General features: G+C 40.3%; 13 protein-coding genes and 1 pseudogene. 2 read left to right on the forward strand and 12 right to left on the reverse strand.

Annotation, left to right across the window (positions count from 1 at the left end):
• Positions 1 to 106: 106 nt before the first annotated feature.
• Positions 107 to 1,780 (forward strand): dihydroxy-acid dehydratase, encoded by a 1,674-nt coding sequence (gene ilvD / locus CVS92_RS07360; RefSeq protein ID WP_107789013.1) that lies wholly within the window; start codon positions 107 to 109, stop codon positions 1,778 to 1,780.
• Between the two features lie 78 nt (positions 1,781 to 1,858).
• Entirely contained in the window at positions 1,859 to 3,427 is a 1,569-nt protein-coding gene (rmuC, locus tag CVS92_RS07365; protein ID WP_107789014.1) for a DNA recombination protein RmuC, read from the forward strand.
• Positions 3,428 to 3,458: 31 nt separating this feature from the next.
• Here the strand turns inward: rmuC and CVS92_RS07370 are convergent, their stop codons facing one another.
• From CVS92_RS07370 to CVS92_RS07430, 12 genes and pseudogenes are all read right to left on the reverse strand, one after another.
• Positions 3,459 to 3,749, reverse strand: a complete 291-nt coding sequence (locus tag CVS92_RS07370; RefSeq protein WP_021091917.1) for a DUF5339 domain-containing protein — start codon at positions 3,747 to 3,749, stop codon at positions 3,459 to 3,461.
• Between the two features lie 99 nt (positions 3,750 to 3,848).
• Positions 3,849 to 4,493 (reverse strand): ferritin family protein, encoded by a 645-nt coding sequence (locus tag CVS92_RS07375; RefSeq protein ID WP_021091887.1) that lies wholly within the window; start codon positions 4,491 to 4,493, stop codon positions 3,849 to 3,851.
• Between the two features lie 93 nt (positions 4,494 to 4,586).
• Complete coding sequence (locus tag CVS92_RS07380) at positions 4,587 to 4,811, reverse strand: DUF2798 domain-containing protein (RefSeq protein ID WP_107710121.1); 225 nt, start codon at positions 4,809 to 4,811, stop codon at positions 4,587 to 4,589.
• Positions 4,808 to 5,368 (reverse strand): NAD(P)H-dependent oxidoreductase, encoded by a 561-nt coding sequence (locus tag CVS92_RS07385; RefSeq protein ID WP_107789015.1) that lies wholly within the window; start codon positions 5,366 to 5,368, stop codon positions 4,808 to 4,810. Before CVS92_RS07385 ends, CVS92_RS07380 begins: the two co-directional genes overlap by 4 nt.
• A 309-nt stretch (positions 5,369 to 5,677) precedes the next feature.
• Entirely contained in the window at positions 5,678 to 6,358 is a 681-nt protein-coding gene (locus CVS92_RS07395; RefSeq protein WP_107789016.1) for a putative quinol monooxygenase, read from the reverse strand.
• A 16-nt stretch (positions 6,359 to 6,374) separates the two neighbouring features.
• The gene (locus CVS92_RS07400) at positions 6,375 to 7,811 is read right to left on the reverse strand and encodes a subtype B tannase (protein WP_107789017.1); all 1,437 of its coding nucleotides are present in this window, start codon (positions 7,809 to 7,811) and stop codon (positions 6,375 to 6,377) included.
• 69 nt (positions 7,812 to 7,880) lie between these two features.
• Positions 7,881 to 8,117, reverse strand: coding sequence for a hypothetical protein (locus CVS92_RS09175; RefSeq protein ID WP_234398714.1), 237 nt, complete (start codon positions 8,115 to 8,117; stop codon positions 7,881 to 7,883).
• A complete protein-coding gene (locus CVS92_RS07405; protein WP_234398715.1) occupies positions 8,068 to 8,652 on the reverse strand; it encodes an SDR family NAD(P)-dependent oxidoreductase in 585 nt (194 codons plus the stop codon). Before CVS92_RS07405 ends, CVS92_RS09175 begins: the two co-directional genes overlap by 50 nt.
• Complete coding sequence (locus CVS92_RS07410) at positions 8,649 to 9,290, reverse strand: NAD(P)H-binding protein (RefSeq protein ID WP_107789018.1); 642 nt, start codon at positions 9,288 to 9,290, stop codon at positions 8,649 to 8,651. The genes CVS92_RS07405 and CVS92_RS07410 overlap by 4 nt, the downstream gene beginning before the upstream one ends.
• Positions 9,291 to 9,319: 29 nt before the next feature.
• The gene (locus CVS92_RS07415) at positions 9,320 to 10,465 is read right to left on the reverse strand and encodes an iron-containing alcohol dehydrogenase (protein ID WP_107789019.1); all 1,146 of its coding nucleotides are present in this window, start codon (positions 10,463 to 10,465) and stop codon (positions 9,320 to 9,322) included.
• A 74-nt stretch (positions 10,466 to 10,539) separates the two neighbouring features.
• Positions 10,540 to 11,214, reverse strand: coding sequence for an anaerobic ribonucleoside-triphosphate reductase activating protein (locus CVS92_RS07420; protein WP_107789020.1), 675 nt, complete (start codon positions 11,212 to 11,214; stop codon positions 10,540 to 10,542).
• A gap of 84 nt (positions 11,215 to 11,298) precedes the next feature.
• A pseudogene (locus CVS92_RS07430) lies at positions 11,299 to 13,581 on the reverse strand (ribonucleoside triphosphate reductase).
• Positions 13,582 to 13,648: the final 67 nt, after the last annotated feature.

A 13,648-nucleotide genomic window follows, 5' to 3' on the forward strand; every position in this document is an offset into this window, starting at 1 on the left:
GTGTTATTTATGTAATAAAAAAATTTTTAAATTTGCAAAATTTTTTTAAAATCTTTGATACTTTATATGTGATAAAATCCTCTCAAATTTTAAAAAAGGATCAAATTTGAGAAGCGATATAATCAAAAAAGGCTACACAAGAGCCCCACACCGCTCACTTTTACGTGCGACTGGACTAAAAGACGATGACTTTGCTAAACCCTTTATCGGCGTTGCAAACAGCTTTATAGAGATCATACCTGGCCACTTTTTCTTAAATAAATATGCACAAATTTTAAAAGATGAAATTCGCAAAAATGGCTGTATTCCATTTGAGTTTAACTGCATAGGTGTGGATGATGGCATAGCGATGGGGCATGGCGGCATGCTATATAGCTTGCCTAGCCGTGAGATCATCGCAAACTCGATAGAGACCGTGATGAACGCTCACGCACTTGACGCACTCGTTTGTATGCCAAACTGCGATAAGATAGTCCCTGGCATGGTTATGGGTGCTTTAAGGGTCAATGTCCCAACCGTGTTTGTAAGCGGTGGCCCAATGAAAAAGGGCTACACAAAAGATGGCAAGCCAATCGACCTTGCGACTGCGTTTGAGGCGGTTGGTAAATTTGAGACCAAAGAGATAGACGAGGCCGAGCTAAGAGATATCGAGTGCAACGCATGTCCAAGTGGTGGTAGTTGCAGCGGTATGTTTACGGCAAATTCTATGAACACGCTTTGCGAGGCGATGGGCATAGCGCTCCCTGGCAACGGCACTATCCTAGCGCTAACTCCGGAGCGTGAGGAGCTTATTAGACAGGCTGCTCGCAGAATTTGCCAGATCGCCCTTGATGAGAAATTTAAGATAAGAAACATACTAAATGAAAAAGCGATCCGCAACGCACTTGTCGTTGATATGGCGATGGGTGGTAGCAGCAACACCGTTCTTCACATGCTAGCTATCTCAAGAGAGGCTGGCGTAAATTTAGATATCAAAGAGCTAAATAGAATCAGCCAAAATATCGCTCACATCGCTAAAATCAGCCCAAGTTTACCAAATGTGCACATGGAGGACATCGGCAGAGCTGGTGGTATGAATGCAGTGATAAAAGAAATTTCACGCAGAGATAATGGCATGCTAAATTTAGACAATCTCACAGTTAGTGGCGAAACTCTAGGAGAGCGCGTAAAGATAAGTGACATCAAAGATGAAAACATCATTCACAAAGTAGAAAACGCCTATTCACAAGTTGGCGGACTTGCCATTTTATTTGGAAATTTAGCCGAGCAAGGCTGTGTCATCAAGACAGCTGGCATCGTTGGCGAGCGTAAATTTAGCGGTAAAGCGGTCTGCTTTAACTCACAAGACGAAGCTATAGCTGGCATTTCAAGTGGTAAAGTAGATAAAGGCGATGTCGTCGTCATCCGCTACGAAGGTCCACGCGGAGGCCCTGGCATGCAAGAGATGCTAAGCCCTACTTCACTCATCATGGGACGAGGCCTTGGTGCAGATGTAGCGCTCATCACAGATGGTCGCTTTAGCGGGGCGACAAGAGGTCTAAGCATTGGCCACGTAAGCCCAGAAGCGGCTGAAGGCGGCATGATAGGTTTGCTAAAAGATGGCGACATAATCGATATAGACGTCGATAAATACGAGATAAACGTTCGCCTAAGCGAGGCTGAGATCGCAAAGAGAAGAGCAGAATTTAAACCAGTTGATAAAGCGCTAACCTCTCGCTGGCTAAGGCAGTACCGCAAACTAGTCACAAATGCTAGCAACGGAGCGATATTAGAAGCGTAAAATTTACCAAAAAAGCAAGGAGCAGCCTCTTTGCTTTTGTAAAAATATAAAAATTTCTTCATTTTTTAAGGATACTAAATGCAACAAGATTTCTATTTTTATGCTGCCATATTTTTAGGAGTACTATTTTTGATTGCGATATTTGTCATCTATTCATTTAATAGAGACAAACTCGAGCTAAAAACAAATTTGACACAAAAAGAGCAAGAAAATTTTGAAATTTCATCAAATCTAACAAATTTAGTATCTAAAAATAGTGAAAATCTGCAACTAATTAGCGAGCAAAAAGCAAGGCTTATGTCAAATCACGAGCGAATAGACGAGCTCATCAGTGAGATCGATGCGCTAAAAACCAAAATAGCGCAAAAAGATGAAGCCGAAGATGCAATGGAGCGCGTGATAAATGAGCTTAAAGAGAGTATCGGTACAGCAAATGAAAGGGCCAAGAATAACGAGGCAAATTTCACTGCAACACTAGCCGAGCTAAATCAAAATAAAAATGCTTTAGCCGAAGCAAATGAGAGAGAAAATAGATTAAAACGTGATATGGCTGTGCTTAGAAATGAAATAGAAGCAAAAGAAAATAGCCTAAAAGAGCAAGAGGCAAATTTATTAAAAGTAAAAAATGAGTTAAATTTGGAATTTTCTAATCTTGCAAATAAAATATTTGAAGAAAAAAGTGCAAATTTCACACAAAATAGCCAAAATTCTTTAGATCTTTTACTAAAGCCACTAAAGGAGCAAATTTCAACCTTTCAAGAGCGCGTAAATGCAGTCCATGACGAGTCAGTTAAAGGCATGAGCGCGCTAGGAACGCAGATTAAGCACATAAGTGAAATTGGTATCTCAATGTCAAAAGAGGCAAACTCACTAGCCACTGCATTAAAAGGTAGCAATAAAACACTTGGAAACTGGGGTGAAATACAGCTTGAACGCACATTTGAGGCTTCTGGACTTGTAAAAGATGAGCATTACTTGACACAACAAAATTTCAAAAACGAAGAAGGCAAACGTCTTATTCCTGATTTTATAGTAAAGATACCAGATGGTAAGCATCTAATAGTTGATTCCAAAGTCTCACTTATAGCTTACGAAAAGGCTATCACAGCCAGCAATGAGGAGGAGCTAAATTTAGCATTGAAAGAGCATATTGCTTCTATGAAAAATCACATAGATAGCTTAAATAGCAAAAATTATGGCGAGATCGTACCTGATAGTCCTGATTTTGTATTGATGTTTATACCAATTGAGCCAGCATATATCGAGGCTATGAAATTTGATAGTTCACTTTTTGACTACGCATTTCAAAAGCGCGTAATACTAGTATCTCACACTACACTTATGCCTATTCTTCGCACAGTGGCAAATTTATGGCGTATAGAGCGTGGCAATGAAGAGGCCAAAAATATCGTAAAGAGTGCGATTAAAATTTATGATAAAGTCCGCAATGTGGCCGAGCACATGAATAGACTTAGCAATACACTAAATACTGCAAATAAACATTTTAACGCCCTTGCATCAAGTTTTAGTGGCAGAGATGGTCTTGTCAGTAGACTTGAAAATTTTAAACGCTTGTCTCCAGACGATCAAAAAGATATAGAAGTAAAAGAAATCGGTGTAAATAACGAATTAGAAAAAGAGGATTAGGATATGGCTAGAAAAACTAGCCATAAAAAATTTATTTTAAAAGACCTTGTTTTTTCATTTGTTCCATTACTTGAGCAAACATCTCTTTAGCTTGTTTGCAAGTAGCGTCTTGTTGCTCTTTTGGAAGTGCAGCAAGTTGATCCATTGATTGTTTCTTTTGATCTTCATAAATTTTTACTTGTTGATCTTGACCAGCTTTTTTGTAAGCTTCAACCATCTTATCGATGTCTGAGAAGTATGATTTGCAAGTATCTGTAAGATCTGCAGCGTTTAGGCTTAGTGCAAAGCCAAGAGTAGCTAAAACTAAAAGTGATTTTTTCATCTCTTTCTCCTTGTGAAAATTTGAAAGAATTGTATCATTTTTATAATATTTTATTACTTAAATTAATAGTCAAGGCAAACACCTTGACTATTTTGGCTTTTAGCCTAGAAATTCGCGTTTAAAATACTCTTTTGGAGCTTTGCAAAGCGGGCAAGCACCTGGAGCTTTTTTACCTCTGTGAACGTGTCCGCACACCTCACAAACCCAGATATCTTCCTCGTCGCTCTCAAAAAAGCCCTCTTCATCAAGCATTTTTTTAAGCTCTAAATACTCTCTTTCATGCTCAACCTCGACCTTACCGATCGCGTTAAATAGCCTCTCAACATCTCTTAGCTCTTCTTCTTTTGCGATCTTTGCAAAGTCTGGATACATCGTCGTATGCTCGTAGTTTTCGCCAGCTGCCGCATCAAGTAAATTTTTATCCATCTTGTCAATTGGATCGTTCATTAGCTCGTGATATTTTTTAAACTCCGCTCTTGCGTGCCATTTTTCATTTTCAGCTGCCTCGTAAAAGTGTCTAGCTATTGCGTGATAGCCTGCTTCTTTGGCTAGATCGCCGTAAAGCTCATACTTGTTTCTAGCTTGTGACTCACCAGCAAATGCCTTCATTAAATTTACAGCTGTTAAATTTTCAGTGACGCACTTCATCTCTTCGCCGCAACAGGTTAGTGTACCGCCACCAACCTTTTGTACCTCAATCTCGTTGCCGCATTTTTCGCATTTGTATGTTTCGTACTGTCTCATTTTGACTCCTATTTTGATAAATTTTGATTGGATTATAACCAAATAATTAAAATAAGTAAATAATAATTTTTATTGATAACGTATATTATTATTTTATTTTTTACATAAAATTTGTGTGAGTTTTGTTACAAATGGAGAGACTAGCAAAAGCACAGGATACGCTACCACAAAGGCTTTTACGTAGGCGATTAGCCAAATTTTAACAAAGCCATCAATAAAGCCAAGGTTTAGATACGTCAGCACAAACGACATAAAAAATGCCATAAATGCTGACATTATAAACGCAAAAACATATCTATAAAATTTTGCCGGTATCATGAAATTTTACCTATCAACTCGCCTAGTCTTTTTGCATGATCGAGCACCTTTTGCCTCATCAAAGCAAGCTTTGCCTCATCGTGCCTGCTCTGATATGATAGCCCTCCGCTATAAACATAGCCTGCAAACTCCATGCCACACATATTTGCTAGCGCCTTAAGCGGCGGCAAAAACTCCTCTATCTCGTAGCGCTGAAGCGCTTCTTTTTTATAAAACTCCTCAGGCGCACCAGAGGTAAATGAAAGCACTAGCTTCTTGCCATGTAGCTTATCTCCCTTGCTGCCATGAGAGAAGCCATGAACTAGCACGTCCTCAAACCACTTTTGTAAAAGTGACGGCACGCCGTACCAGAAAAATGGATAAACAAGCACGATCACATCAGCCTTTACTAGCTTTTCTTGCTCGGCTTTTACGTCTATCACGTAGTTTTTATAAAGCTCGCTTAGTATGTCAAATTTAGCCTCTGGCAAGTGCTTTTTTAGCTCGTCCAAGATGATCTTATTTGCAAAGGAATTTTCAAGGTCGGTGTGACCTGATACGACTAAAATTTCACTCATTTTCTCTCCTTAAATTTACTTTCTTAAATTTACTTGCAAACAAAGCTACTAGCTTTGCTCGTGTCGCCACCCACGTATGTAGCCACCTTTGGATACGCACACACTAAAAATTCCTTGCCAGCGTAGGTCTTACTTTTTGCTAGCATGCTCTTTGGCGCTTCGCCCTTTCATTCGACCCCACATCTATGATTTCATTGTTTAAAATTTTCACATCTTTTAAACTCTCACATCCAGCCCTATCAAGGGCAAAAGCCGTGCTACTAATGAGTGCTAGTGCGCAAAAAAGTTAAATTTTCTTCATAGCATCTCCTAAAATTTTATCTTACTAAATGAGGTCTCGTTTTTTAGACCAAATCCGTCAAATTCATCTATCAGCCCAGCTCGCTCTTTGGCGTAAGCTTTGTAGTTTTCACTGTGGCGGTAGCTCTCAAAGCTAGCTTCGTCTTTGTAAATTTCAACCAAGATCCACTTATTAGGTGCCTCTTTTTGACTAAAGGCAAACTGCGCAAATGCAGCGTCATCTACGCTTTTTTGCATATATTTTTTGATGATCTTTTCAAATTTCGCATCGCTTTTTGCCTTAAGGCTTAAATTTGTGATGTGAAAGTAGGCATCTTTTAGGCGCTCTGGCGTTAAATTTTTAGAAAACGCGGCTCGATTTTTCACGCTGATAGCCTTTTTGCTAGCTAAAATTTCAGCGCTTGCGCTTGCAAATTTCTTAAAATGCGCCGAGCTTATATGCTTTTTATAAGCCGCCTCGTCCTTGTAAAACTCAAGCACGTAAAATAGCTCCGGCTTGCTCTTTGCGCTCGCAAAAAAGATCGCCTGCGTGCCTGGCTCGCTCTTTGAGCTTAGTATTTTTTCCCTGCCAAGCTGCTTTAGCAAACTCTTGTTATTTGGCGTAGAAAGCAGCTCATATAAGCTCACTTTCGCCTCTGCCCCAAAGGCACTAAGAGCTAAAAATGTCATTAAAAATAGCTTTTTAAACATCAAAACTCCTATAAATTTATCTTTCTACCACTCTTTTCATCCAAGCAAAAAGCTCGTCTAAGTCGTAGTCGCCGCCATGTCCTTGTCCCCAGACCGCTTCAAAATCAACATCTTTGCCAGCATTTTTAAGCGAGAGTGCAAGCATAGCAGGCACGGCGAGAGCTAGGTCGGTGTCGTTTGCACCCTGCCTTATGCGGTAAAATTTCGCCGCCTCTTTGTTTTTAGTGTAGTTCATCGCGTTCATCATCTTTATGACGCTAGCCTCCGCCATCTCGCCCTCGCTTCGCTCTTTTGCAAATTTAGTAAAGTGCTTTGCAGGCGTTTTGCTATCGCCAAAAAGGTCGTTTTCAGGATTTTCTAGCCCAAATCCGTCAAAGGCAACCACCTCTTTGGCACGTTTTAGTGAGGCGATGAAGTCTTCTAGCTTAAACGTATATCCAAGCGAGCATCCCTGCGTGTCAAGAGTTATAAATTTAGGCGTTAGCGTGTTTTTATCACCACTCTTTGTGGCCGTAAATGCCCTTGAGATGAGGGCGTTTATATACTCTTTGAAGTTGCCCTCGCCATTTTCGTCAAGGCTTAGTGCGTGACCTTTGGCATCTTTTAAATTTAGCGAGTTTAGATAGGCTGGGAATTTACTCTTTAGCTCACGTGAGAGCTCTTTTTGCCTGGCGTTTAGCTCGCCTGTGATAGTCTTTGGCTTTTTGCTCCTGTCGTTAAAAGTGCTCGCATCAAGACTTGCAAAATCAATCCTTTCAAATTTATCCAAATCCCCAAACATCCACTCATATGCCTCGTCCTCATGCTCTAAATTTGTAACAGGGCAGTAGGCTGAGACGGCATAAATTTGATCGTCCGCCTTTGCAGCGCCTAGCTCTTTAAGATATGGCTCATACTCTTTTGCATTTGCGCTTGTGCCTAGAAGTGCCGACATCGCGCCGCCTGCACTCGTGCCGTTTGAGATGATCTTATTTGCGTCGCCTGGCATAAATTTGTCGTTAAATTTAAGATATCTAACGGCCGCTTTTAGATCGACTATCGCAGCTGGCGCTTTGCCGATAAATTTCTCGCCATCTTTTAGCGTCCTGCCCCTAGCGCCAACGCTTGCCACGACATAGCCTCTAAAAAGCGCTTCAAGAGTGGCATTTGGCTTTTTGTTTTGAATTTCTGGCTTTGGTGGCATTGCGCTCATATAGCCGCCGATAGCGTTTGGCATAAAAATAGCCCCTTTTTGGTCGCTAAATTTACTCTCTGGCACATAAAAATTTAAGACCTGATAGTCGCTAACTGGCTTTGCCACATAGACTATACCCTCATATGCTCTAAATTTAAGCGTCCTTTCGCCAACCTGCACGCTTTTTAGCTCAAATTTGCTTTCATCGAATTTAAGCTCGCCACCAAAGCAAGTGCCTACTAAACAAACCCCTAAAATAGCAACTCTAACGCATTTCATGATCTGCCTTTTTATTTTGTCCTACTTTTGCTTTACTAGCCTTGGCGTAGGCTACCATGGCTTTAGCGCCTAGTTATCTTTTGGCTCGTATTTGATCGCGTAGTCAAATTTTGGCTTGCTTAAACTAAACTCAAAGCTATCTCTATCGACCGAACCAACGCAGTAATGGCTATCATAAAGTCGAAGCAAAAACTCCGCCATCTGCTCGCTCGTGCGATACTTTTTAAACGCTTTGTCGTAGTCGTAGCTCTCTTTGCTAGTTGCCACCATGCCAAATTCTGTCTTTGTGGCAGCTGGAGCTAACACTTTTTGCCTGCATTTTTGCCTGCTTGTCCTGTGCTAGCTCGTGATAAAGTCCCTCGCTAAAGGCACTTACGAAAAATTTGCTAGCGCAGTACGTGACGGCGTTTGGCACGATCTTGTAGCCGCCTATTGAAGAGATGTTTATAAGCTGCGTATCTTTATCTTTGTATTTTTTAGTAAAGAGCGTTGAGAGCGTGACAAGCGAGATGATGTTTAAATTTATCATCTGTGTGATCTTGTCTAAATTTTGCTCGCCGACCTTGTTATAGTCACCAAAACCAGCGTTGTTTATGAGCACTTTTAGCTCATATTTTTCTAAATTACGCCAAAGAGAGAGGACATTTTCCTGCTTTGAGAGATCACAAATCTCTATGACAACATCAACACCCGAAAATTTAGCTATCTCGCTTTTTAGCTCCCCTAAAAGCTCGCCGCGCCTTGCAATAAGGATCAAATCCTCCCCGCGCCTTGCAAATGCCTTTGCCGCCGCCGCTCCTATGCCTGAGCTTGCTCCAGTGATGGCGATGTATCTTTTCACTTAGCATACTCCATCGGGCTATAAATTTTGACACCTTCGCTGTGGTCATCTTGCGCTACTTGTACGATCACTTTAGCGATGTCAGTCGCCCTCATCGGACGATACTCGTCAAAAAAGCCTTTTGGGATAAATTTAAACACCTTTATCGCCAGGTACTCGCCAAGTCTAAATTCTTTCCTTTCAGTCTCAATAAGTGGCAGCCTAACGACGTGGAATGAACTATATCCAAGCTCTTTTATCTTTGCTTCTGCTTGACCTTTTGCCTTTAGGTAAAACGAGCCTGACTTTCTGTTTGCACCTGCAGCTGAGAGCAAGACAAAGCGTTTTGCGCCGCACTCCAAGCCAAATTTGGCAAAATTTATCGGATAGGTCACATCGACTTTGTAAAACTGCTCCTTGTGCTTTGCCACCTTTATCGTCGTGCCAAGTGCGCAAAAGACATCATCAGCGATAAATGGCACCTCATCTTTTAGCTCGTCAAAATTTAATATCTTTACTTCAAGCTTTTCGTGAGTAAATTCTAGCTCATGCCTAGCAAGGGCGATAACCTTACTATAATGCTCGCTCACGCATAAATTTTTTAAAATCTCACTTCCCACAGCACCGCTAGCTCCAGCTATAAGGGCGATCTTTTTCATATCTTTCCTTTATAAAATTTAGATAAATTCTATCTCGCTAAGGCAAAAATTTCACTTATAGCTTCTTTTGTATAAATTTGCTCCAAGCCCCTGCCCTTGGCGTAGTCATAAACTAGCGTCATGATCTCGTCTAAATTTGTCTCATCGACTCCGATTTCAATAAGACTCGTTGGCGTGCCGATCTTGCTAAACCACTCTTTTAATTTCTCTATGCCTGCGTCTGCGTCATCCACGCCAAAAATTTCTTTGCCAAAGCGCTTAAATGCCTTTAAATTTCTACTCTTATACCACTTCATCCAAGCTGGCATCACGACACTTAGCCCAGCCCCATGCGCGCAATCAACCACCGCACCTATTGCGTGCTCGATCATGTGATTTGGATATGAGTAGCCAGCTGTGCCAACGTAAGTTAAGCCATTTAACGCTATCGTAGCAGCCCAGGCAAACTCGCCTCTAGCGTCATAGTTTTCTGGCTCTTTTAGTAAAATTTCAGTCGTTTTCATGACCGTTTTGATGTTTGCTTCGATGTATAAATTTATGATCTCAGGCTGAACGCTCGCCGTAAAGTAGCCCTCGATGCTGTGAGCGATGATGTCAGAGGCTGAATAGACCAAATACTCCTTGCTAACGCTTGCTTGAAGTAGTGGATTTATCACTGAAACTTTTGGGTAAAGACAAGCGCCGTGCATGGCAAATTTCTCTTTTGTGTCTTCCTTTGTGACGACTGAGCCGCCGTTCATCTCTGAGCCAGTTGCAGCAAGCGTTATGATGTCAAAGATCATAAGCGCTTCACTTGGATCTTTGCCGGTAAAAAAGTCCCAAACGTCGCCACTATATTTAACTCCAGCAGCCACAGCCTTTGCCGTGTCAAGTACTGAGCCACCACCTATGGCTAGCACGCTATCAACACCTTGCTTTTTAGCTAAATTTATAGCCTCATTTACCTTGCTTAGCACTGGATTTGACTTCACGCTGCCTATCTTGCAAAACTCGATGCCATTTGCACTTAGGCTCTTTGCTGCGACATCAAAAAGACCATTTTTTATGATCCTATCGCTGCCATAGATGATAAGCGTCTTTTTAACACCAAATTCCTTCATGTATCTGCCGATGTTTTGCTCTTTGTCTTTGCCAAATTCTATTTTTGTAGGGTTTAAAAAGCTAAAATTTTGCATATTTTCTCCTTATTGGTTTTAATGATTATAGTTTTGCAAAGCAAAAATTTTTGTTAAAAATAATGAGTAGAAATTTAAAAATTTCTTAGTTTGATAGGAAGTTTTGAGATGATTTTTTTCGGATCAAAGCTACTTTTAGCATCAACCAAATTTCCAAAATTTTCACCTGTGCTAAGAAATTTTTGCAAATAATAATTGCCTCTATATCCAAGGTCATAAAGAATTTCAGACATCAAAGAAATATCTGTTTCATCTAAAAAATCTGCATGCACGGTTGTTCTTACTTCAAAATCAAAATTTATCTCAAGCAGATATTTTAGCGTGCTAATAAATTTTTCATATAAATTTGAGCCAGTTACGCCCGTAAATTTCTCTTTTGGCGCTTTAAAATCAAGTGCGATATAGTCAATCAGCCCTTCGCCTATCGCCTCTTTTAAAATCTCAATATGAGAGCCATTTGTATCGACCTTTAGGCAAAAATTTCTTGACTTAACCTCTTTTGCAAGTTTTAAAAACAAAGGATTTGCTGTGCATTCGCCACCGCTAAAGACGATGCCATTTAGCTTACCTATACGGCGGTCCAAGAAGTTACAAACCTCATCCATTTCTATATTGCCATTTGAATTTACAACTTCTATATTGTAGCAATACACGCATCGCATATTACAGCCTGCAAACCAAACTACCGCAGCCACTTTGTCTGGATAATCAAGCGTAGTAAATGGCGTTATACTAAAGACTTTATGCAAATTTATGGACCTTTTGAGATTTAAAAGGCACAGAAGATTGTGCCTTTTTTATTTGAGTTTTTGTATTTTTATTAGCTGCGGTGATTATCTTTTGCAGCAACTTGCGTATTCATCAAATTTAATACGCTCTTTATGCTCACCTTTTTTACCAAGGTTAAAGCTCTCAACTGGGCGATGATAACCCATAACACGAGTATAGACTACGCATTTTGTGCGTTTGTCTTGTACTTTTTCTAAAATTTCTTTTTCTGTCATTTCCTCTCCTTATTTGGAATTGTTCTTCTCTTTTTCTATTAATTCTGCATCACAAAGCGGACAAAATTCATGCTCTCCAGCAATGTAGCCATGTTTTGAACAAACGCTAAATACAGGCGTTATCGTGATATATGGAAGCTTATAATTTGAGATTATGCTCTTTACAAGCTCCTTGCAAGCTTTAGGTGAGCTAATCCTTTCTTTCATATAAAGGTGAAATACTGTACCACCAGTATATGAAGTCTGAAGATCATCTTGTAAATCAAGTGCCTCGTAAGCATCATCTGTAAAATTTGCTGGAAGCTGGGTTGAGTTTGTGTAGTAAATATTCTCCCCACCGCCTGCTTGAATGATGTCTGGATAGCGCTTTTTATCCTCTTTAGCAAAGCGGTAAGTTGTGCCTTCAGCTGGAGTCGCCTCAAGGTTGTATAAATTTCCAGTCTCTTCTTGAAATGTCCTTATCTTGTCGCGCAAAAACTCGATCATCTCAATAGCAAAATCACATCCAAATTTTGTTGAGATATTCTCCTTATCATTTGTGAAATTTCTAAGAAGCTCGTTCATACCATTTATACCGATCGTGCTAAAGTGGTTATTAAAGTGCTTTAGATATCTAGCCGTATAAGGATAAAGTCCTCTATCATACATCTCTTGTATAAATTTGCGCTTCTTTTCAAGTGTCGATTTAGCAAGCTCCAAAAGATAACTAAGCCTGTTATAAAGTGCGACTTTATCACCTTTGAAGTTGTATCCTAGGCGAGCTAAATTTATAGTGACAACGCCGATCGAGCCCGTCATCTCAGCACTACCAAAAAGACCGCCTCCTCGTTTTAAAAGCTCCCTTAGATCAAGTTGCAAACGGCAGCACATAGAGCGAACATGTCCTGGTTTGTAGGCTTTTTCGTTTTCTATCTTATTGCCATGTTCGTCATAAGTGTATTGTGAGCCGATAAAATTTTGAAAGTAGCTTGAGCCCATTTTGGCAGTATTTTCAAAGAGCACATCCGCCACTTCACTATCCCAGTCAAAATCCTCTGTGATATTTACCGTTGGTATCGGAAATGTAAAAGGCTGTGAGCACTTATCGCCAGCTGTTAAAACCTCGTAAAATGCCTTATCTATGCGTGCCATTTCAGGCTCGAAGTCCTTGTAAGTCATATCGATTAGTTTTTCTCTGCCACGCTCGTTTGCTTTTTTCAAAATTTTTTCATCTTTTACATTTGTAAAAAGGTGTATATCATCGCTCGTTGGGATCTGATCCCTTAGGTCGCTTGGGCAAGTGATGTCGATAGTTACGTTTGTAAATGGACTTTGTCCCCAGCGTGCAGGCACATTTAGGTTGAAAATAAAGCTAGTTATCGCCTTTTTGATCTCAGCGTCACTTAGATCATCTTTGAAAACATAAGGTGCAAGGTAGGTATCAAAGCTAGAAAACGCCTGAGCGCCAGCCCACTCGCTTTGCAAAATTCCTAAGAAATTTGCCATTTGATAAAGTGCCTCTCTAAAATGCTTTGGTGCTTTACTCTCAACTCTGCCACGAACGCCGTTAAAGCCCTCATTTAGCAAGGCTCGCAAACTCCAGCCAGCGCAGTACCCTGTAAGGCAGTCAAGGTCATGGATGTGGTAGTCTCCGTTTCTGTGGGCTAGGCCCTCTTCTTTACTATAAACAGCGTCTAGCCAGTAGTTTGCGATAACTTTGCCAGCGGTGTTATTTATAAGGCCTGCGTTTGAATAGCTTGTATTTGAGTTTGCAGAAATTCTCCAATCAGTGCCGTTTATATACTCATTTATCGTTTGAGTTGAATTTATGTAAGTCGTATCGTCATTTAGGCCTAAAATTTGCTCACGCTGAAGTTTGTGAGTATGGCGGTAGAGCATAAAGCTCTTTAAAACGTCGAAATATCCACTATTAAATAGCTCTTTTTCGATCGCATCTTGGATGTCCTCGACTGTTATTGCGCTTGATTTTTGAAAGATATCTTGGACTACGTTTGTAAAAACTTTCTCATCATAAGCTAAATTTTCGCTAGCAAATGCTTTTTTTATCGCATCTACTATCTTATATGCTACAAATTCTTGTCTTGTGCCATCTCTCTTCAAAATCTCACGCATTACTCGCTCTTTCTTCTAAATTTTTCAATATAAAGTTTAAAAGTATAGGACAAGAAAGCTTAAATAA

It is taken from the genome of Campylobacter concisus (genome assembly GCF_003048555.1).
In the GTDB taxonomy this organism is placed as follows: domain Bacteria; phylum Campylobacterota; class Campylobacteria; order Campylobacterales; family Campylobacteraceae; genus Campylobacter_A; species Campylobacter_A concisus_AO.